This window comes from Streptomyces sp. SAS_281 (genome assembly GCF_052542855.1).
On the sequence record NZ_JBMNDO010000021.1, the window covers coordinates 12,768 to 32,916 of the forward strand.

A 20,149-nucleotide genomic window follows, 5' to 3' on the forward strand; every position below is an offset into this window, starting at 1 on the left:
ATCCCTGTCGCGTGCCGTCCCTGTCGCGTGCCGTCCCTGACGCGTGCCGTCCCTGGACCGCGCCATCCCCCTCAACCGAATCCCGAAGGAAACCACCCGTGTTCCTCGCACTGCTGGAGCTGCGCGCCGCCCGAGGGCGCTTCGCGCTCATGGGGTCCGTCGTGGTGCTCGTCGCCGCACTCGTCGGCATCGTCTCCGGTTTCACCACCGGCCTCGGCGACGACACCGTCTCGGCCCTGCGCGCCCTGCCCGCCTCCCACCTGGTCTTCTCGTCCGACGCCCGCTCCGACCAGTTCGCCCGCAGCCTCCTCGACGCGAAGACGGCCGCCGCCTGGCGTGCGGACGCGGGCACCGACACCACGCCGCTCGGCGTCTCCATCACCCGTGGCACGACCGACCGGGGCGCCGAGGTAGACCTCGCCGCCTTCGGGGTCGAACCGGACGGCTTCCTCAGCCCCGCCGTCACCGGCGGCAGCCGGCTCACCACGGCCGACGCCGGCACCGTCGTGATCTCCGACGCGCTCACCGACGAGGGGGTGGCCGTCGGCGACACCCTCGTCATCGACCGCCTCGGCATCCGGCTCCGCGTCGTCGGGACCACCGGCCGCCTGAGCTACGGCCATGTGCCCGCCGCCTACGTGCCCCTGAAGACCTGGCAGCGCATCCGGTTCAGCACCCCCGGCGCGCCCGCCGCGACCGCCGTGCCCGACCAGGTCAGCGCCCTCGCCCTGCGCACCCCGCCCACCACCCCGGCGGCGGACCTGGACAAGCGCCACTCGACCACCACGCTCACCGAGGAGGAGGCGTACGAGGCGGCCCCCGGCTACACCGGCGAGCGCGTCACGATGACCTCGATCCAGGTCTTCCTCTACCTGATCGCCCCGCTCGTCGTCGGCGCCTTCTTCGCCGTCTGGACCGTGCAGCGCGGACCCGAACTCGCCCTGCTCCGCGCCCTCGGCGCCTCCCGCAGGCGGCTGCTCGCCCACACCGTCGTCCAGGCGGCCCTGGTCGTCGTGGCCGGCACCGCCTTCGGCGCCGGCCTCGCGGCGGCGGTCGGCCTGCTCGTGGGGGAGCAGGTGCCCTTCAGCCTGCTGGCCACCACGCTCGTCACCACCATGTGCACCGTCGCGGCCGTGGGGCTCGCCGGCACCGCCCTCACCCTGCGGCGGGTCACCGCCGCCGACCCGTTGATCATGCTGGGAGCCAACCGATGAACACCACGACGCCCCGCACGCTCGAACTCGACGGCGTCACCGTCTCCTTCGGGCGGGGCGACACCCGTACCACCGTCTTCGAGGACCTGGCCCTCACCTTCGAACCGGGCGTGATGACCGCCCTCGTCGGCCCCTCCGGCTCCGGGAAGTCCTCGCTGCTCGCCGTGGCGGGCGCCCTGCTGCGGCCCTCGGCCGGCCGGGTCCTGCTCGGTGGCGACGACCTGGCGGCCCTCACCGACGCCGGGCGCGCCCGGGTCCGCCGCGACCACATCGGCTACATGTTCCAGAGCGGCAACCTGCTCTCCGCGCTCCCCGCGGTCGACCAGCTCCTGGCCGCCGCGTACATCGGCGGCCGCAGCCCCCGCACGTACCGGGCCCGGGCCGAGGAGGCGCTGCGCGCGGTCGGCCTGGGGCACCGGCTGCGCCACCGCCCCGAGCAGCTGTCCGGCGGCGAACGCCAGCGCGTCGCCCTGGCCCGCGCACTCTTCCTGGCGCCCCGGCTCCTCCTCGTGGACGAGCCGACCGCCGCCGTCGACCGGTCCCAGGCGGGCGAGCTGGCCGCGCTGCTGGCCGAGCGCACCCGCGAGGACCAGTGCGTCACCGTCGTCGCCACCCACGACCCGGCGGTCGCCGAGGCGGCCGGCCGGGTCGTGGACATGGCCGCGCTGACCGTGTGACTGGCGCGGTGGTTACGGCGTGACCGTCACCGTCGCGCTCCCCGACGCGGTCTTCCCGCTCGCCCGGTACGTCGCGGTGAGCTTCACGTCACCGGAGGCGCCGGCCGGGACGGTGACGGGCACCTTCACATTCGCGCCCTCGCCCGGCCGGGTCGCCGGGAACGCCGCCGGCTTCGTCGTCCAGCCGGCGGGCACGGTCAGCTCGACCGTGCCCGCGTCGCGGCGGACGTCCATCCGGTTGACGACCCGGACGGTGATCTCGGCGGCCGTCCCCGCCTTCAGCGTGGCCGGCGGGGTGAAGGTGATGTCCGCGCAGGTGCCGCCGAGCCACTTCAGGTCGAACGAGGAGTACGTGATGTGCTCGTAGTTCCCCCGCTCGTACAGCAGGCCGAGCCGCCCGCCCGGGAGCCGGGTCAGCGTCGAGTAGGCGGCGGCGCCCGGGTCCACGGCCTTCTTGATCGGCCAGGTCTTCCCGTTGTCGCAGGACATCTTGACCGTGAGGTTCTTGCGCGAGGTGGCCTCGGTGTTGCTGAACAGCAGCCAGGAGGACTGCGGGTCGGAGGCCGGCGCGTCGGGGGCGTACCGCATGACCGAGCCGTTGTTCGCCGGGTCGGGCAGCTCGGTGTCCTGGACGAACGGCGTGTACGTGACCCCGCCGTCCGAGGAGTACGCGACCGTACGGTACGGCGCCGAGCGGTTGTTGAGCATGACCGTGCCGTCGTTCAGCTCGACGGTCTTGTTCTCGTCGCCGCCCGGACCGACCGGGGTGCCCATGTGCCAGGTGTCGCCGTGGTCGTCGCTGTAGGCGCTGACCGCGTAGTTTGCCCCGTTGTTCCGGATCGCGTACTGCTGGATGAGCCGGCCCCTGTGCGGGCCGTTGCGCAGCTGGATGCCCTCGCCGGACGAGGCGAACATCCCGCCCCAGGCCGGGTCCTTGATCTGCTTCGTGATCCGGCGGTGGCTCCAGGTGAGACCGTCGTCGTCGGAGTAGCTGTAGTCGGCCTGGAGGACGTTCGGGTCGGTCTCGTCGTTGCCGGTGGCCGAGCCGAAGAAGCCCTGGTTCTCACCGGCCGCGTAGAACAGGAAGATCCGCCCGGTGACCCGGTCGGCCAGCAGGCTCGGGTCCCCGTACCCCTGGGGCGCGGCGTCCTTGCGGACCACCTGCTGCGCCTGCCAGGTCGTTCCGCCGTCGGTGCTGCGTCGCAGCACGATCCCGATGTTGGACGGCAGGTCGCCCAGGGTGGGCCGGGCGTCGTACGCGGCGAGCAGGGTGCCCTTGTCCGTGGTGGTCAGGGCCGGGATGCGGTAGTGGGGGGAGCCGACGCCGTCGACGGTCAGGTCCTGGGACGTGAGCGTGCCGGGGGCGGGTGACGCGGCCTGCGCGGTGCCGGTCGTGGTGACGACCAGCAGGGCGGCGCCGAGCAGGGCGACAGGGACGGTTCGCTGCATGGACGATCTCTCTCTCGTCAGGAGCGGCCGGCCTGCCCCGATGACAGGCCGGCGAACAGGGAGGCCACCCAGGCCAGTTGCTCCCGCTGCTGGTACTCCGCGCCGCCCTCGTGCCCGTTGAACGGATAGACCCGTACGTCCTTGGGTCCGGCATAGCCGTTGTAGGCGGTGAAGCAGGTGGAGGGCGGGCAGATGTCGTCCATCATCGCGATGGAGAACAGCGCGGGGGCCGTCGCCCGGGTGGCGTGCAGTGCGGCATCGAAGTAGGCGAGCGTGGCGAAGACCTGCTCGGCGCGGTCGCGGTGCAGCTTGAGGTACTCGGCGATCTCGGTGTACGGAGGGCGCCCCGCGATCTCGGCGCCCCGGCGGATGTTGCACAGGAACGGCACGTCCGGCATCACCCCGGCGAGCCCCGGCACCAGCCCGGCGACGGCCAGGGTGATGCCGCCGCCCTGGCTGATCCCGGTCACCACGATCCGGTCCGGGTCGATCCCCGGGTGCTCGCGCACCGCGTCCACGCACCGCACCGCGTCGGTGAACAGCCGCCGGTAGTAGTACGTCTCGGGGCTCTCGACGCCCCGGGTCAGGAAGCCGGGCACTACGCCTGGCGCGCCCCCGTCCGGATCGGCGGTGGCGCCGCCGGCCGCCGACCAGCCCTGCCCCCGGGTGTCCATCAGCAGGTGGGCGTGACCGGCCGAGGCCCACAGCAGGTTCTCGTGGGCCAGGCCCCGGCCGCGCCCGTAGCCCAGGAATTCCACCACGCAGCCCAGGGGTTCGGCCGCCCCGGCGGGCATCCGCAGCCAGCCGCGTACCGGCTGCCCGGCGAAGCCCGGGACCGTCACGTCGTACGTGCGGACCTGGGTGAGCCCCGTCCGCGTTTCCGTGAAGACGGGCTTGTCGGAGGCGTGGGTGCGGGCGTCGTCCAGGGTCCGGGACCAGAAGGCGTCGAAGTCCGCGGGGGCGGACAGCGGCGGCAGGTAGTCGCGGCAGGCGTCGAGCGAGAGGTCCGTCAACGGCATGGAGGTGCCCTCCTGGGGGCGCGGCGGGGAGATGCCGGGGCGTGGCATCGACATCAGATGCATGACGTCAGATGTCCTGTCGGCACACGGACCCTAGGCACCGCCCGAGGCGGCAGTCAAGGGGCGTTCCGGAGTCGCCCGCGCGCCCGCCCGGGCGACGGCCCCGCGCCGCGCGGGCGGCTCAGCGCCGGGCGCGGGCCTCCGCGATCCGGCGGCGCACAGGCGCGTAGTGCTCGCCGAGCGCCTTCATGAATCCGGCGATGTCAGCCGCCCGTGCGGCGTCCACGATGTTCTGGTGGGCGGTGATCGTCTCCGTCTCGTCGGCCTGTGTGAACCCGTCCAGGTGCGGCGCGACGATCGTGTACACGTCCCAGAAGGCCATCGAGAGCTGACCGATCAGCTCGTTGCCCAGCGGGGCCACGAGCTGGGCGTGGAAGGCGCGGTCGGCGTCCACGAAGCCGTGCCCCTCCTGGGCGCCCGTCTCGCGCATGGTGGCCACGAGGGCGTCCAGCGAGTCCAGTTGCTCCACGCTGAGCTGCGAGACGATCCGGTCGGCCATCCCGCGCTCGAACAGCTCGCGCACGTCGACCAGGTCGGCCATGACCTGGAAGTCGTCGTCGGGGGAGAGCAGGCCCCGGAAGGTCAGGCTCTCGACGAGCGCGGACAGGCTCAGCCGGCCGACGTAGGTGCCGTGCCCGTGGCGGACCTCCACGATGTCCAGCGCATTGAGGATCTTGACGGCCTCGCGGACGCTGGAGCGGCTGGCGCCGAGCGCCTCGCACAGGGCGGGCTCGGTGGGCAGCGGGTCCCCGGGGCGGAGCCGTTCCTCAAGGATGTACCGCTTGATTCCGTCCACGACTTCCTGCCGGAGCAGCTGCCGGCCGGGTTTCGTTCCGGACATATGTGAACTCCCCACCTCTTGACCCCTCTCGATTGTCAAGCTACGTTCCCACGCTATCAAGGCATCAGACATCTGACGTCTGACGCTCTGGGTTCCGCGATCCCCGTGAACCCGCGCCAGCTCTCCGTCTCCCGTCCCAGACGCCCCACCTCAAGTCCCTGGAGGACCCGTGCCCGAGCTGAGATCAGCCGGTGTCGAGCGCCGCACCTTCCTGCGTTACACCGGCGTCGTCGGCGCCGCGGCCGCCATCACGGCCGGCCTGTCCGCGTGCGGCGGTCCGTCCTCGACCGCCAACGGCTCGACGGACAAGGGCAGCGGCAGCGACCTCATCGAGGCCGGCCTGTCCTACCCGCTGTCGACCGGATTCGACCCCATGATCACCTCGGGCGCGACCCCGTACGCCGCCAATATGCACATCTTCGAGGGCCTGGTGGATCTCGATCCGGCAACACTCGTGGCACGGCCCGCACTCGCCACCGGGATGCCGAAGAAGATCAACGCCACCACCTACCGCGCCACGCTCCGCGAGGGCGCGACCTTCCACGACGGCTCGCCCGTCACGGCCGACGACGTGGTGTTCAGCTTCGAACGCATCCTGGACCCGAAGAACGCTTCCCTGATGGCCCAGTTCGTGCCCTTCATCGACACGGTGAAGGCCGTCGACGCCGGCACGGTGGAGTTCCACCTCAAGTACCCCTTCGCGCTCTTCCCGTCCCGTATCGCCGTCGCCCGGATCGTGCCGAAGAAGATCGTGGAGCCCGACCCCAAGGCGTTCGACGCCAAGCCGGTCGGCTCGGGACCGTACAAGTTCGTCTCCGCCACCCGCGAGGACAAGATCGTCTTCGAGGCGTACGACAAGTACAACGGCTCCCACCCCGCCAAGGCCAAGAAGATGGTCTGGCGCCTGATGTCCGACCAGTCGGCCCGCGTCAGCGCCATGGAGTCGGGCCGCGTCCAGGCCATCGAGGACGTCCCCTACATCGACGTCAAGCGCCTCTCGGGCTCCGCCGAGACCGAGTCGGTGCAGTCCTTCGGCCTGCTCTTCCTCATGTTCAACACGGCCGACAAGCGGTTCGCCGACAAGCGGGTGCGCCAGGCGCTGCACTACGCCCTGGACACCGAGAAGATCATCTCCACCGCCATGGTCGGCAACGCCACCGCCGCCACCGGCTACGTCCCCGCCACCCACCCCGACTACCGCAAGGCCGCCACCGTCTACACGCACGACGTGGACAAGGCGAGGAAGCTCCTGGACGAGGCGGGCGTCAAGGGACTCTCCTTCACCGTCCTGACCACCGACACCGGCTGGGTCAAGGACATCGCCCCGCTGCTCAAGGAGAGCTGGGAGGCCGCCGGCGTCAAGGTCACACTCGACATCGCCCAGTCCCCGGCCCAGTACGCCAAGATCGACAAGGGCGACTTCGACGTCCTCGTCGCCCCAGGCGACCCCTCGGTCTTCGGCAACGACGCCGACCTGCTGCTGCGCTGGTTCTACTACGGCTTCTGGCCCGAGAGCCGCTACGGCTGGGGCGAGTCCGCCGCGTACAAGAAGGTCAGGCAGACCCTCGACAAGGCCGCCCGGGCCGCCGACGAGGCCAAGCGCAGGGAACTGTGGGGCCAGGTCACCGACCTCGTCGCCGACGAGGCCGCCCTCTACCCGATCCTGCACCGCAAGCTGCCCACCGCCTGGAACGAGAAGGCGCTCCCCGGCTTCAAGCCGCTGCCCACGACGGGCCTGTCCTTCCTGGACGTCAGCCGCGGCTGAGGCCCGCCGGCCCCGCCTGAAAGCCCCGGTCCGGGGCGTACGACCCCACCCGGCGTCCCGGACCGGGCCGCCCAACCGCAAGGAACCCGACGATGGTTGCTTTTCTCCGGCTCGCGCTGCGCCGCGTCGCGATGATGCCGGTGATGATCCTCGGCATCGCGCTGCTCGTCTTCGTGGTGCTGCAGTTCTCGCCGGTCGACCCGGCCTTCAACGCGCTCGGGGAGAGCGCCACACCCGAGGCCCGTGCGGCCTTCGCCGAGGCCAACGGCCTCAACGACCCGCTGCCCGTACGCTACTTCCACTTCCTCGGTCAGCTGCTCCACCTGGACCTCGGCATGACGGTCCCGCCCAGCCAGCCCGTCGCGGACCGCATCACCGCCGCCTTCCCGCTCACCCTCCAGCTGACGATCCTCGGCCTGATCCTCGCGATCGTCCTCGCCGTCGTCGCCGGTGTGCTCGGCGCGATGTACCGCGACCGCTGGCCCGACCAGCTCTTCCGGGTGCTGTCCATGGCCGGGGTCGCCATCCCCTCGTTCTGGCTCGGCGTCCTGCTCATCCAGCAGTTCGCCCTGAACAGCCCGGTCTTCCCGACCGGCGGCTACACCAACCCGGCCGACTCCTTCGGCGGCTGGCTGCGCTCCATGGCCCTGCCCGCCCTCTCGCTCGCCGTCCCCGTCGCCGCCTCCCTCGCCCGTCTCGTACGGACCTCGATGGTCGCCGAACTGGACCGCGACTACGTCCGCACCGCCCGCGGCAACGGCCTTCCCGTCTTCCTGGTGATCCGCTCGGTACTGCGCAACGCGCTCGTCACCCCGCTCACCGTCCTCGGCGTCAAGGTCGGCTACCTGCTCAGCGGCGCCGTCGTCATCGAAGCGATCTTCGACCTGCCCGGCATGGGCAAGCTCATCCTCGAAGGTGTCACGGGCGGCGACGTCGCCCTGGTCCAGGGCACCGTACTGACCATCGCCATCGCGTTCCTGGTGGTCAACGTCATCGTCGACCTGCTCTACCTGCTGGTCAACCCGCGCATCAGGACGGTCTGACATGTTTGCCACCAGCCGGCTGACCACCAAGCTCTCCCGCCCCGGCATCGCCTTCCGCGCGCTCCCGGTCACCTCACGCATCGCGCTCGGCGTGCTGATCCTCGTCGTCCTCGGCGCGGTCCTCGCCCCGCTGCTCACCCAGAACCCGCTCACCACCGGGACCCCCGTCCAGGCACCGAGCGGTGACCACTGGTTCGGCACCGACCGGGCCGGACGCGACGTCTTCGCCCGCGTCGTCCACGGCTCCCGCTACTCGCTGGTCATCGGCCTCGGCGCCACCGCCGTCGCCCTGGTCGCCGGCTCCGTGCTCGGCGCGCTCGCGGCCACCTCGCGCAAGCTCGGCGACGAGTCCGTGATGCGCACCCTCGACGTGGTGATGTCGTTCCCGCCGATCGCGCTGGCCGCCGTCCTCGTCGCCGTCTTCGGCACCAGCGTCCCCGTCATCATCTTCACCATCGCCTTCGTCTACACCCCCTCGCTCGCCCGCGTGGTCCGCGCCAACGTGCTGTCCCAGTACGGTGAGGACTACGTCGCCGCCGAGAAGGTCATCGGCGCCCGGCGCGGCTACATCGTCCTCCGGCACGTCGCCGTCAACTGCATGGCCCCGGTCATGGTGTTCGCCACCGTCATGGTCGCCGAGGCGATCATCTTCGAGGCCAGCCTCTCCTTCATCGGCGCCGGAGTGCAGGACCCCGACCCCAGCTGGGGCAGCGTCCTCGCCTACGGCCGGCAGATCCTCCTGGCCGGCGGCTGGTGGGCCACCTTCTTCCCCGGCCTCGCGCTGCTCGTCACCGTCCTCGCCCTCAACATCCTCTCCGAGGGCCTGACCGACGCCTCCGCCGCGCCCAGGACCGCCCGCCCCGCCGCCCCCTCCGGCACCACCACCGCCCCCGACCCCGTCGAGGCCCGCTCCACCGTGGACATCGACGCCGCCCTGGCCAAGCTCGCCCGGCGTGTCCACGCCCAGGAACCCGCCGTCACCCCGGTCCCCGAGGACGCCGCCGAGCTCCTCGTCGTACGCGACCTCGCCATCCGCTTCCCCGACCGGTACGGCACCACACCGGTCGTGGACGCCCTCTCCTTCACCGTCCACGAGGGCGAGACCCTGGGCCTCGTCGGTGAATCCGGCTGCGGCAAGTCCATCACCAGCCTCGCCGTGATGGGCCTCCTCGCCCGCAACGCCGAGGTCAGCGGCGAGATCCTGTACCGGGGCCGCGACCTCCTGGCACTCCCGCCGAAGGAACGCCGCGCCCTGATGGGCCCCGAGATCGCGATGGTCTACCAGGACGCGCTCTCCTCCCTCAACCCCTCCGTACTCGTCGGCACCCAGCTCAGGCAGCTCACCTCGCGCGGCGGTACGAAGACACCGGCCGAACTCCTCGAACTCGTCGGCCTCTCACCCGAACGCACCCTGCGCAGCTACCCCCACGAGCTCTCCGGCGGCCAGCGCCAGCGCGTCCTGATCGCCATGGCCCTCTCCCGCAGCCCCCGCCTGCTCATCGCGGACGAACCGACCACCGCACTCGACGTCACCGTCCAGGCCCAGGTCGTCGAACTCCTCGTACGGCTCCGCGAGGAACTCGGCTTCGCCATGGTCCTCGTCTCGCACGACCTCGCCCTCGTCGGCGACCTCTCGCACCGCGTCGCGGTGATGTACGCCGGCCGCCTCGCCGAGATCGGCGCCATCCGCTCCGTCCTCACCGCCCCCACCCACCACTACAGCCGCGGCCTGCTCGGCTCGGTCGTCTCGCTGGAGGCCGGCGCCGACCGGCTGCACCAGATCCGCGGTGTCGTCCCCGCACCCCAGGGCTTCGGCCCCGGCTGCCGCTTCGCCTCACGCTGCGGCGCCGCCACCGAACTGTGCCGCACCACCACCCCCGCACTCACCCCGCGCGGCACCGCGCGGGACCACGGCTTCGCCTGCCACCACCCGGCGAAGGCCGCACAGCTCGAAGGGAGCGCCCTGTGATCCGGCTCGACGGCGTTCACGTACGCCACAAGGCACGCAGCGGAGGCGTCTTCCGCCGCGACGCCGTCCACGCCCTCACCGACGCGAACCTGGAGGTGAAGCGCGGCGAGATCGTCGGCCTCGTCGGCGAGTCCGGCTGCGGCAAGTCCACCCTCGCCCGGGTCCTCACCGGCCTTCAGAAGCCCACCGAGGGCACGGTCACCTTCCACGGCCGCGACCTGTGGGAGATGACCGGGACCCAGCGCCGCCAGGACTTCGGCTCCGCCGTCGGCGTGGTCTTCCAGGACCCGTCCACCGCGCTCAACCCACGCCTCACCGTCGAGCAGATCCTCCGCGACCCGCTCGACGTGCACCGCCGGGGCACCCGCGAGGCACGCACCGCCCGGGTCGTCGAACTCCTCGACCTGGTCGGCCTCCCCGGCCACACCCTCGCCGCGCTGCCCGGACAGCTCTCCGGCGGCCAGCGCCAGCGCGTTGCCATCGCCCGCGCCCTGGCCCTGGAACCCGAGCTGATCGTCGCCGACGAACCCACCTCCGCGCTCGACGTGTCGGTCCGCGCCCAGGTCCTCAACCTCCTCGTGGACCTGCGCGAACGCCTCGGCCTGGGCATGGTGTTCATCTCGCACGACATCCAGACCGTCCGCTACCTCGCCGACCGCATCGCCGTCCTCTACCTCGGCCGCATCGTCGAGGAGGGCCGCGCGGCCGACGTCGCCGGCGCCCCCTCGCACCCGTACACCGAGGCGCTGCTCTCCGCGACACCCAGCCTGCTGGAGAGCACCGAGCGCATCGTGCTCACCGGCCCCGTCCCGTCGGCGACCAACCCGCCGACCGGGTGCCCCTTCCGCACCCGCTGCTGGAAGGCGGACGACGCCTGCGCCACGGTCTTCCCCGAGCGCACCGAGGGCCCCCACGGGCACCGCCACCACTGCGTCCACCCCCAGACCCCCGCATCCCCCGTACCGTCCGCAAGGAGCACCGCATGACCGCCCGCACCCCCCGCTACACGGGAGTCATCCCGCCCGTCGTCACCCCGCTCACCGCGGACGGCGAGCTCGACATCCCCTCGCTGGAGCGGGTCGTGGGGCACCTCGTCGACGGCGGGGTCACCGGGCTCTTCGCCCTCGGCAGCTCCGGCGAGACCGCCTACCTCACCCCGGGGCAGCAGGACCGGGTCATCGAGGCCGTCACCGCGGCGGCGGGCGGCCAGGTGCCCGTCCTCGTCGGCGCGATAGAGACGACCACCAACCGGGCGATCGAGCGCGCCCGCCGCGCCGCCGAGCTCGGGGCCGACGCCGTCGTCGTGACCGCGCCGTTCTACACCCGCACCCACGCCACGGAGATCGACCGCCACTTCCGGGACGTCGCCGCCGCACTCGACCTGCCGGTCCTGGCGTACGACGTGCCGGTCTGCGTGCACAGCAAGCTCGACCCGGAACTGCTGCTGCCGCTCGCCGCGGACGGCGTGCTGGCCGGGGTGAAGGACTCCAGCGGCGACGACGGCTCGTTCCGCCGGCTGGTCATCGGCGCCCGCGAGCTGCCGGGGTTCTCCGTGCTCACCGGCCACGAGCTGGTGGTCGACGCGATGATGCTCGGCGGCGCCGACGGTTCGGTGCCGGGGCTCGGGAACGTCGATCCGCACGGGTACGTACGCCTGCACGAGGCGGCGGTGCGCGGTGACTGGCCGGCCGCGCGCGCCGAACAGGACCGGCTGGTCGCGCTGTTCGACATCGTGCGCGCCGCCCGCCCGGGCACGGCGTCGGCCACGGCGGCGGGGCTCGGGGCGTTCAAGACCGCGCTGATGCTGCGCGGGATCATCGCCACCAACGTCATGAGCCCGCCGATGCGCCCGCTGGACGCCGGGGAGAGGGCGGCGGTCGCCGGCTGCCTGGAGCGCGCGGGGCTCGCCACCGTCTGACGCGTACGCCGTACGGCACCGAAGACAAGAGGTCCGGCCGGACAGCTCAGGGCTGTCGGGCCGGACCTCTTCGTGCTCGGGGAAGCGTCAGCTCACTTCTTCGCGGCGCGGGCGCGGCGCATCAGCAGGCCGCCGCCGAGCACCAGCGCGGCGCTGGCGCCACCGGCGATACCCAGGTTCTCGTTGGCACCGGTGTGCGCCATCTGCGGCGGCTTGTGGTGCTTCGGAGGCGTGTGGTGCCAACCGGTGTGGGTCGGCGGGTTGTGCGTGGGCGGGTTGTGCGTGGGCGGGGTCGGCGGGTTGTGGTGGTGGCTGGGCGGGCAGTCGTCGTTGTGGTGGTGCACCGGGGGCTTCGGGGGCTTCGGCGGGTGGTGCGGCTTCGGCGGGTTGTGGTGGTGGCTGGGCGGGCAGTCGTCGTCGTGGTGGTGCACCGGCGGCTTCGGCGGCTTCGGCGGCTTGTGCTCGTGGCCGCAGTCGCAGTCGTGGTCGTGGTGACCCGTCGGGGGCTTGTGGTGCGGCGGCTTGTGGTGCGGGGGCTTGTGGTGCGTCGGCGGCTCCTCGGTGGGCGGGTTGCCCTCGTCGTCGCCGTTCTCGCACTCGTTGCCGGCGGCCGGGTTGAGCAGGCCGACCACGTTGACCGTGTTGCCGCAGACGTTCACCGGGACGTCGACCGGCACCTGGATCAGGTTGCCCGAGAGGACGCCGGGGGAGCTGGCGGCCACGCCTTCGGCGCTCGCGCCCTGGCTGTCACCGGCCTCCGCGTCGCCGCCCTCGTTCTCGCACTCGTTGCCGAAGGCGGGGTTCAGCGCGCCGATCACGTTGACCGTGTTGCCGCAGAGGTTGACGGGGACGTGCACCGGGATCTGCACGGCGTTGCCCGAGGCGACGCCCGGCGAGCCGACCGCGGCACCGTCGGCCGAGGCATCGGCGAAGGCATAGCCGCCGGAGGCCGTCAGGATGCCTGACGCCGCCGCCATGACGAGCATGCTCTTACTCAAGGCTTTTCGCATTGGTGCCCTTCCTTGGGACATTTCTCGCGGACGCACGGTCCGCACTTCGTTCATCAGGCGGTGCAGCAGCCGTCGGACCCGCCATCCGGGGCGGCCCTCCTGGCGGAGCGGCTTGACGACACCCATAACGACGTCCGCGTGCGTGAGAAACGTAAATGCGGTGAATTTTCTGTGCGCACACGGCCAGGTAGCGAGTGAACGTTTCGCCTCTCGATTTCCGACAGTATTACTCGATCACTTTCGTACGGACGTCCGTGTCTTCCGGGCATTCGAGTGAATGGTGATAACCAAACGTCGGCCCGGCAGTTGTTCAGGGCGCTCCGGCTACGGGGTATCCAGTACGAGAAGGGTTCATCGTGATCAAGAAGGTCCTGGCTACGGGTGCCGTCGCCGCCTCCATCCTCGGGCTCGGCGCCGCGCAGGCGATGGCCATCGGCAACGACGGTGGCACGACCTCGGTCAACGGCAACGGTGCCTCGCAGGTGTTCGGCAACGCCGAGACGCGCGGCGACGGCAGCCCGCAGTTCGACCTGGTCCAGGGCTCGCTGAACAAGCCCTGCGTCGGCCTGCCGCTCAAGGCGAACGTCGGTTCGCTCGTCGGCCTCGTCCCGATCGCGGTCCAGGACGTCAACGTGCTGTCCTCGCCGCAGAACCAGCAGTGCACCGAGAACTCCACCCAGGCCAAGGGCGACGAGCCGCTGTCGCACATCCTGGACGGCATCCCGGTCCTCTCGGGCAACGGCGTCGGCAACCGCTGATCCGGCCCTGCGCTCCGGGTCCGGGCCGTCGGCACTCCTCCTCCGAGCGGTCCGGGCCCGTCGGTGCCTCGCGCGTTCCGAGTGGGACACGGTCGGCTGACCGGAACTGCGTCATTCGGGCGGTATCGGAGCGATCTCCTCGCTGAGCAGTGTCGCGTACCGCCCGAAATCGTTACGAATGAAAGCGGCGGAGTTACGAGCGATCAGGTCCGCGCTCGTGCGGCACGAAAGCCGTGGCCGCTCCGGACTCCGCCCAAGAAAGGGTTTCACGTGAAGTACACCAAGATCGCCGCCGTCGCCGCCGGTACGCTCATGGCCATGGGTGCCGCCGCCCCGGCCTTCGCCGACTCGGGCGCCGAGGGTGCGGCCGTCAACTCCCCGGGCGTCCTCTCCGGCAACACCATCCAGGTGCCGGTGCACATTCCGGTCAACGTCTGCGGCAACACCATCAACGTCATCGGCCTGCTGAACCCGGCCTTCGGCAACACCTGCGTCAACGACTGACCCAGGCCCGCCGCATTCTGTCGGATCGAAAAGCCCCGGCCCGCGCTCGCAGCGGTCCGGGGCTTTTCCCGTGCCCGTAATCCGCCGGTGCCCGAATTTTTCCGTGCCCGGGCCGCGAGAAATCCCGGGCCTCCCAGTTTCCCCGTGGTGTCCGGTTCGTTAGCCAGGGAAAGGGCGGCGGAGGACACGGCCAGAGAAGGCCCGTGCGGCGCGGGGACGCGACCGGACCGGCCGCCGCTGAGAAGGGAACCCGAAAGTGAAGTACGCGAAGACCGCCGCATTCGTCGCCGGTTCCGTGGTCGCGCTCGGCACGGCTGCTCCCGCCTTCGCCGTCACCACGACCACGGCCCCCAGCTTCAGCCTCGACGGAGGCGTCAATCAGGTGGTCGCGGCCGCCCCGCAGGCGGTCGACCCGGTGCTCGACACCGTCAGCGGGGCCGCCGAGCGCCTGCACGAGGACGGCACCGTCGGCAAGGTGGCCGGCCAGGCCACCGGCGCGGCCAAGGGTGCGGCTCCGCTCCTGGGCGGCCTCCCGCTCTCGAAGTGACCCGCACCTTTCGGGTGATGTGCCACAACCATTCCCGCCGCGCCCAGTTGATCAGTGCGCTCGGCACCGGCGGGCAATCAGAGAAAACCAGAAGGGCAGTTTCATGATCAAGAAGATGATGGCCTCGGCGGCCGTCGCCGCATCGATCGTCGGCGTCTCCGCCGCGGTCGCCCCGTCGGCCATGGCCATCGGCAACGACCAGGGCACCACCACCGTCAACGGCAACGGTGCCATGCAGGCGTACGGCAACTCCGCCACCCACGGTGACTGGAGCCCGCAGTTCGCGCTCATCCAGGGCTCGCTCAACAAGCCCTGCATCGCCCTGCCGGCCAAGGCCAACGTGGGCTCGATTCTCGGCCTCGTCCCGATCTCGGTCCAGGACATCAACGTGCTGTCCTCGCCGCAGAACCAGCAGTGCACCGAGAACTCCACCCAGGCCAAGGGCGACGAGGCCCTGTCGCACATCCTGGACGACATCCCGATCCTCTCGGGCAACGGCGCCGGCAACAACTGACCGGTACCGACAGCGCACCACACGCGGCCCGGCGGTCGCCCGAAAGGGCGGCTCGCTGGGCCGCTTGCCGTAGTGCGGGCGGCCGTTCCCCGCCACAACGGGTAGGGCCACCCCATGGACCAGCACCACAGTCGGCACCCCGACAGCGCCACCCCGATCTACGACCGGCTCCTCGCCGAGTGGCGGGCCGCCCGGGCCGAACCGGCCCCGGCCTCCCGCCCGGCCCACGCCGGCGGACTCGTGCCTCCGGCGCGCTCCTCGGGCGAATCGGGCGCCCGGGGTTGACGCCGGGTTGTCGAACTCATGCAGGGTCGAACCCATTTGGGTGGATCAGCGGAACCGAAGCGTCCGCACGGGGTTGATCAGTACGTTCCAGAGCGGAACGCTCCGAAAGGTGAAGCGTGATGAAGAAGATGATGGCCGGCGCGGCAGTGGCCGTGTCCCTGGTCGGCCTGTCGGCCGCCGCCGCCCCCTCGGCCATGGCGATCGGCAATGACGGGGGCACCACCTCGGTCAACGGCAACGGCGCCGCCAGCTCGTTCGGCAACAGCGTGACCCGGGGCGACGGCAGCCCGCAGGCGCAGCTCATCCAGGGCTCGCTCAACAAGCTGTGCGTGGGCGCGCCCGTCAAGGCCAACGTGGGCTCCCTCGTGGGCCTGCTGGTGCCCGTCGCGGTCCAGGACATCGACGTGCTGTCCTCGCCGCAGAACCAGCAGTGCGCCGACAACTCCACCCAGGCCAAGGGCGACGAGCCCCTGTCGCACCTGGTGGACGACATCCCGGTCCTCTCCGGGAACGGCGTCGCCAACAACTGATCGCGCACCGCGCCCGCGCCGTCCGTCCTGTGCGGCGTGGGCGCGCAAGGCATGACGGAGGCCCACCACCCTCACCAGGTGGTGGGCCTCTTCCGTGGGCGCCGGATCAGCGGAGGCTGCGCACCGGGAGCACGCAGTGTGCGGAGGTCGCGATGACGTCCGGGTCACCGGCGAACGCGCGCAGCTCCGCCTCGCCGACCGGGAGGCCGGGCGCGCCCTGAGGCCACGGGCGGGTGGCGAACATCGCGTGCACCTCGCCCTGTTCGGCCGCCGCCGCCAGCCACTCGGGCGGCACCGGGTACTGCGCGGTGAAGTGGGGCAGCGTCAGCACCGCCTGGCCGGCCTGGACGAGGAGTTTCACGGGGAGCCCCGGCGTCTCGTCGGCCCGCACCGCGTCACCGCCGACGGTGAGTCCGCTGCGCTGCAACGCGAGCCGCATGGCGTGCTCGCCGGCCGCCGGGCCGTCCGATCCGTCGCCCAGCGAGTAGGCGAGCAGGAAGGCGGCGTCGCGCCCGCTCTGCCGGTACTCGCCGCTCCAGCCGATCAGGGTGAGGGTGCCCAACTGGGCCTGGGTGAACGTGCCGGTGGCTGTCTGGGGGGAGGTCATGTGCGGCACCCTAACCGTCCGCGACCGGTCGAACTCCATGCGTATCACCCGATCGGGGGATGACTGCCCCAACCGGGCCCGCGCGGAATAATCCGTTGAACCGCCGGACCGCCGGGGGCTAAGGTCTGCGACGAGACGGACGGCGGATCTGCCGCCGGTACCGGACCTGGACGCATGCGGAGGTGAGGACATTGACGACGGTCGTTGCGGTGGGCGCTGCCCACGAGCCGAAGTTCCTCTTTGTCACCTCCGTGGCCACCGGCTGACCTCTTCGCGCCCCCGCGCGCACCGCCGGGCCACCCTGTGAAGGGTTTCCCTTGTCTCTCCCGTCCTTCTCCGCTTTCTCCTCCTCCCTCTCCACCGCTTCGCACCCGCTCGCCGCGTACGGCTGGGACGACGACTGGGCCGCCGAGTTCGCCCCGTACGCCGCCCAGGGGCTGGTGCCCGGACGCGTGGTGCGCGTGGACCGCGGGCGCTGCGACATCGTCACGCCCGACGGCACGATCTGGGCGGACACCGCCTTCGTCGTGCCGCGCGACCCGATGCGGATCATCTGCACCGGTGACTGGGCGGCCGTCGACGCCGACGGCGACCCGCGGTTCGTCCGCACACTGCTGCCACGGCGCACCGCCTTCGTACGCTCCACCTCGTCCAAGCGCTCCGAGGGCCAGGTGCTCGCCACCAACGTCGACCACATCGTCATCTGCGTCTCGCTGGCCGTGGAGCTGGACCTGGGCCGCGTCGAGCGGTTCCTGGCCCTCGCCATGTCCAGCTCCGGCGGTGACGCGCTGCTCGGCGACGCCGCCGGGGCGGGTGAGCGGACCGCCGAACCGGTCGTCGTCCTCACCAAGGCCGACCTGGTCCCGGACGCGGCCACCCTCTCCCACCTCGTCCAGGACATCGAGCGCGTCGCGCCCGGTGTGCAGGTGCTCCCGGTCAGCTCCACCACCGGCGAGGGCATCGACGTGTTCTCGGCGATCGTCTCCGGCGGTACGAGCGTGCTGCTCGGGGTGTCCGGCGCCGGCAAGTCCACCCTCGCCAACACGCTGCTCGGCCAGGACGTGATGGAGGTCCAGGCCGCCCGTGACGTGGACGGCAAGGGCCGGCACACCACCACCACCCGCAACCTGCTCGTGCTGCCCTCCGGCGGGGTCCTCATCGACACCCCCGGACTGCGCGGGGTCGGCCTCTGGGACGCGGGGGTCGGCGTCGGTCAGGTCTTCTCCGAGATCGAGGAACTGGCCGAGGAGTGCCGGTTCCACGACTGCGCCCACGAGGCGGAGCCCGGCTGCGCGGTGCGGGAGGCGATCGAGGACGGCACGCTGCCCGAACGCCGCTTCGACAGCTACCGCAAGCTCCAGCGCGAGAACCAGCGCATCGTCGCCAAGACCGACGCCCGCGTCCGGGCCGAGATCCGGCGCGACTGGAAGCGCAAGGGGGCCGAGGGCCGGGCCGCCATGGATGCCAAGCGCGGCCGGATCCGGTAGCGGGACCACCCTGGTCCATGTCCGGAAACCGCGAGTCACGGCGCCCGGCAGGGCGCACACTGGACGCTGTGATGGACGAGGAGACCAGATACGAGGCGGTCAGCAGCCGCGACGCCCGTTTCGACGGCGAGTTCTTCTTCGCCGTCGAGACGACCGGCATCTACTGCCGGCCGAGCTGCCCCGCCGTCACCCCCAAGCGGAAGAACGTCCGCTTCTACCCGACGGCGGCGGCCGCCCAGACGCACGGCTTCCGGGCGTGCCGCCGCTGCCGCCCGGACGCCGTCCCCGGCTCCGCCGGGTGGAACGTCCGGGCCGACGTCGTCGGGCGCGCCATGCGGATGATCGGCGACGGCGTGGTGGACCGGGAAGGCGTCCCCGGGCTCGCCCACCGGCTCGGCTACAGCTCCCGCCAGGTGCAGCGCCAGCTCAACGCCGAACTGGGCGCCGGACCCGTCGCCCTGGCCCGCGCCCAGCGCGCCCACACCGCCCGGGTCCTGCTCCAGACCACGGCCCTGCCCGTCACCGAGATCGCCTTCGCGGCCGGGTTCGGCAGCCTGCGCCAGTTCAACGACACCGTCCGGCAGATCTACGCCCGCACCCCGAGCGCCCTGCGCGCCGAGGCCGGTACGGGGCTGGGCATCGCGGTCCGCCGGGCCGGCACCACCGGCATCCCGCTCCGGCTCGCCCACCGGGGGCCGTACGCCGCCGGCGACGTCTTCGACCTGCTCGCCGCCGGGCCGGTCGCCCGCGTCGAGGAGATCACCGGGGAGCCCGGCCGCCGCACCTACCGGCGCACGCTGCGCCTCCCCTACGGCACCGCCGTCACCTCCGTGGACGAACGGTCCGCCGGGAAGTGGCTGGACGCCCGCATCCACCTCACCGATCTGCGCGACCTGACCACGGCCGTCCAGCGGCTGCGCCGGCTCTTCGACCTCGACGCCGACCCGTACGCGGTGGACGAGCTCCTGGCCGCCGACCCCTCGCTCGCCCCGGACGTCGCGGCCCGGCCGGGCGTGCGCTCGCCGGGCGCGGCCGACGCCGAGGAGTTCGCCGTGCGTGCCCTGGTGGGCGACGCTGCGGCGGGGGAGCTGGTCGAGGAGTACGGCAAGGCGCTGGACGTGCCGTGCGGCGCGCTGACCCACGTCTTCCCCGAACCGGCCGTGCTCGCCGACGCGGCCGACGACCCCGCCCTGCGGGCCCTGGCGACCGCGCTCGCCGACGGCACCGTACGCCTGGACGCGGGCGCCGACCGCGACGAGGCCGAGGAGGGACTCCGCCGGCTGCCCGGCATCGGACCCGCCACCGCCGCGCTGATCCGGATGCGCGGACTGGGCGACCCGGACGTGGACCCGTACGGCGTCCCCGGCGCGGCCGGCTGGCGCCCCTGGCGGTCGTACGGTGTGCGGCGGGCCCGGCGACTGGCTCAGCCCCAGATCAGCGCGCCCAGCCAGGCGCCCGTCACCAGCAGGCACGCGAAGAGCTCCACGAGTACCGAGTAGCCGTTCGCCCGCATCACCGAGCGGACCGACGCCCAGCCCGCGCCCCGGCTGCCGAGGCGGAGCCGTTCCGCCCCGAAGATCACTCCGACGTATCCGACGACCGCGCCGACGACGGGCAGCACGAAGAAGCCGACGATCGCACCGAGCCCGCCCAGCAGCAGCGTCCGGCGCGGCGCCCCCGACTCACGGGGCCGGCGTGGGGGCAGCAGCGGTTTGAGGGCCTGGTTGAGCAGGAGCAGCGCCGTGGACCCGATCAGCACGGCCCACGCGGCCGGGGTCATGTCGGTGAGCGCCCACCACAGGACGGCGGCCCAGACGATCGCCTGCCCCGGCACGCCCGGCACCAGCACACCGATCAGGCCGAGCAGCATGACCAGTCCGACGGCGACGAGCTGCCACACACCCATCTGACCAGCGTGCCCGAGCCCACCGGGTCCCGCCCGTTCGGACCAG

21 protein-coding genes are annotated in these 20,149 nt (G+C 72.0%); 15 read left to right on the forward strand and 6 right to left on the reverse strand.

From position 1 onward, the window contains the following. The first annotated feature begins 98 nt into the window (after window positions 1–98). Window positions 99–1,214: an ABC transporter permease gene (locus ACN6LM_RS10630; protein WP_445065072.1), complete on the forward strand. Its 1,116-nt coding sequence runs from the start codon at window positions 99–101 to the stop codon at window positions 1,212–1,214. Then, window positions 1,211–1,891, forward strand: a complete 681-nt coding sequence (locus tag ACN6LM_RS10635) for an ABC transporter ATP-binding protein (protein ID WP_445065073.1) — start codon at window positions 1,211–1,213, stop codon at window positions 1,889–1,891. Before ACN6LM_RS10630 ends, ACN6LM_RS10635 begins: the two co-directional genes overlap by 4 nt. Window positions 1,892–1,903: 12 nt before the next feature. Here ACN6LM_RS10635 and ACN6LM_RS10640 read toward each other — a convergent pair whose 3' ends face one another. The 3 genes from ACN6LM_RS10640 to ACN6LM_RS10650 form a co-directional block, all read right to left on the reverse strand. Further along, window positions 1,904–3,340: an exo-alpha-sialidase gene (locus ACN6LM_RS10640; protein WP_445065074.1), complete on the reverse strand. Its 1,437-nt coding sequence runs from the start codon at window positions 3,338–3,340 to the stop codon at window positions 1,904–1,906. A 17-nt stretch (window positions 3,341–3,357) separates the two neighbouring features. Then, window positions 3,358–4,359, reverse strand: coding sequence for an acetylxylan esterase (locus tag ACN6LM_RS10645; protein WP_445065129.1), 1,002 nt, complete (start codon window positions 4,357–4,359; stop codon window positions 3,358–3,360). A gap of 181 nt (window positions 4,360–4,540) precedes the next feature. Next, window positions 4,541–5,260, reverse strand: a complete 720-nt coding sequence (locus ACN6LM_RS10650; protein WP_445065075.1) for a FadR/GntR family transcriptional regulator — start codon at window positions 5,258–5,260, stop codon at window positions 4,541–4,543. Window positions 5,261–5,429: 169 nt separating this feature from the next. Between ACN6LM_RS10650 and ACN6LM_RS10655 the strand changes: the two genes are divergently transcribed. The 5 genes from ACN6LM_RS10655 (at window position 5,430) to ACN6LM_RS10675 (ending at window position 11,955) form a co-directional block, all read left to right on the forward strand. Continuing rightward, window positions 5,430–7,025 carry an ABC transporter substrate-binding protein gene (locus ACN6LM_RS10655; protein WP_445065077.1) on the forward strand — a complete coding sequence of 532 codons (1,596 nt, stop codon included), beginning with the start codon at window positions 5,430–5,432 and terminating at the stop codon, window positions 7,023–7,025. A gap of 92 nt (window positions 7,026–7,117) precedes the next feature. Beyond that, complete coding sequence (locus tag ACN6LM_RS10660) at window positions 7,118–8,068, forward strand: ABC transporter permease (protein WP_445065078.1); 951 nt, start codon at window positions 7,118–7,120, stop codon at window positions 8,066–8,068. A 1-nt stretch (window position 8,069) separates the two neighbouring features. Next, window positions 8,070–10,037, forward strand: a complete 1,968-nt coding sequence (locus ACN6LM_RS10665) for a dipeptide/oligopeptide/nickel ABC transporter permease/ATP-binding protein (RefSeq protein ID WP_445065079.1) — start codon at window positions 8,070–8,072, stop codon at window positions 10,035–10,037. Then, window positions 10,034–11,023 carry an oligopeptide/dipeptide ABC transporter ATP-binding protein gene (locus tag ACN6LM_RS10670; RefSeq protein ID WP_445065080.1) on the forward strand — a complete coding sequence of 330 codons (990 nt, stop codon included), beginning with the start codon at window positions 10,034–10,036 and terminating at the stop codon, window positions 11,021–11,023. The genes ACN6LM_RS10665 and ACN6LM_RS10670 overlap by 4 nt, the downstream gene beginning before the upstream one ends. Continuing rightward, the gene (locus ACN6LM_RS10675; RefSeq protein WP_445065081.1) at window positions 11,020–11,955 is read left to right on the forward strand and encodes a dihydrodipicolinate synthase family protein; all 936 of its coding nucleotides are present in this window, start codon (window positions 11,020–11,022) and stop codon (window positions 11,953–11,955) included. Before ACN6LM_RS10670 ends, ACN6LM_RS10675 begins: the two co-directional genes overlap by 4 nt. A gap of 92 nt (window positions 11,956–12,047) precedes the next feature. Here ACN6LM_RS10675 and ACN6LM_RS10680 read toward each other — a convergent pair whose 3' ends face one another. Further along, the gene (locus ACN6LM_RS10680) at window positions 12,048–12,941 is read right to left on the reverse strand and encodes a chaplin (RefSeq protein ID WP_445065130.1); all 894 of its coding nucleotides are present in this window, start codon (window positions 12,939–12,941) and stop codon (window positions 12,048–12,050) included. 380 nt (window positions 12,942–13,321) lie between these two features. Between ACN6LM_RS10680 and ACN6LM_RS10685 the strand changes: the two genes are divergently transcribed. From ACN6LM_RS10685 to ACN6LM_RS10710, 6 genes are all read left to right on the forward strand, one after another. Further along, window positions 13,322–13,723 carry a rodlin gene (locus ACN6LM_RS10685; RefSeq protein WP_445065082.1) on the forward strand — a complete coding sequence of 134 codons (402 nt, stop codon included), beginning with the start codon at window positions 13,322–13,324 and terminating at the stop codon, window positions 13,721–13,723. Window positions 13,724–13,993: 270 nt separating this feature from the next. Next, entirely contained in the window at window positions 13,994–14,227 is a 234-nt protein-coding gene (locus tag ACN6LM_RS10690) for a chaplin (protein ID WP_445065083.1), read from the forward strand. A gap of 256 nt (window positions 14,228–14,483) precedes the next feature. Next, a complete protein-coding gene (locus ACN6LM_RS10695; RefSeq protein WP_445065084.1) occupies window positions 14,484–14,774 on the forward strand; it encodes a hypothetical protein in 291 nt (96 codons plus the stop codon). 103 nt (window positions 14,775–14,877) lie between these two features. Further along, on the forward strand, window positions 14,878–15,288 hold the full coding sequence (locus ACN6LM_RS10700) for a rodlin (RefSeq protein WP_445065085.1): 411 nt from the start codon (window positions 14,878–14,880) through the stop codon (window positions 15,286–15,288). A gap of 114 nt (window positions 15,289–15,402) precedes the next feature. Further along, window positions 15,403–15,573, forward strand: a complete 171-nt coding sequence (locus ACN6LM_RS10705) for a hypothetical protein (RefSeq protein WP_445065086.1) — start codon at window positions 15,403–15,405, stop codon at window positions 15,571–15,573. Window positions 15,574–15,692: 119 nt separating this feature from the next. Continuing rightward, complete coding sequence (locus tag ACN6LM_RS10710) at window positions 15,693–16,103, forward strand: rodlin (RefSeq protein WP_445065087.1); 411 nt, start codon at window positions 15,693–15,695, stop codon at window positions 16,101–16,103. 106 nt (window positions 16,104–16,209) lie between these two features. On the opposite strand, the gene ACN6LM_RS10715 is transcribed toward ACN6LM_RS10710, so the two are convergent. Further along, the gene (locus tag ACN6LM_RS10715) at window positions 16,210–16,710 is read right to left on the reverse strand and encodes a DUF5949 family protein (RefSeq protein ID WP_445065088.1); all 501 of its coding nucleotides are present in this window, start codon (window positions 16,708–16,710) and stop codon (window positions 16,210–16,212) included. Window positions 16,711–17,027: 317 nt separating this feature from the next. Here ACN6LM_RS10715 and rsgA point away from each other — a divergent pair, with 317 nt between their 5' ends. Continuing rightward, window positions 17,028–18,197, forward strand: coding sequence for a ribosome small subunit-dependent GTPase A (gene rsgA, locus ACN6LM_RS10720; protein ID WP_445065089.1), 1,170 nt, complete (start codon window positions 17,028–17,030; stop codon window positions 18,195–18,197). A 71-nt stretch (window positions 18,198–18,268) separates the two neighbouring features. After that, window positions 18,269–19,696, forward strand: a complete 1,428-nt coding sequence (locus tag ACN6LM_RS10725) for a DNA-3-methyladenine glycosylase 2 family protein (RefSeq protein ID WP_445065131.1) — start codon at window positions 18,269–18,271, stop codon at window positions 19,694–19,696. Here the strand turns inward: ACN6LM_RS10725 and ACN6LM_RS10730 are convergent. Then, window positions 19,621–20,103, reverse strand: coding sequence for a DUF456 domain-containing protein (locus tag ACN6LM_RS10730; protein ID WP_445065090.1), 483 nt, complete (start codon window positions 20,101–20,103; stop codon window positions 19,621–19,623). The two genes, ACN6LM_RS10725 and ACN6LM_RS10730, sit on opposite strands and share 76 nt — an antisense overlap. Between the last annotated feature and the right edge of the window lie 46 nt (window positions 20,104–20,149).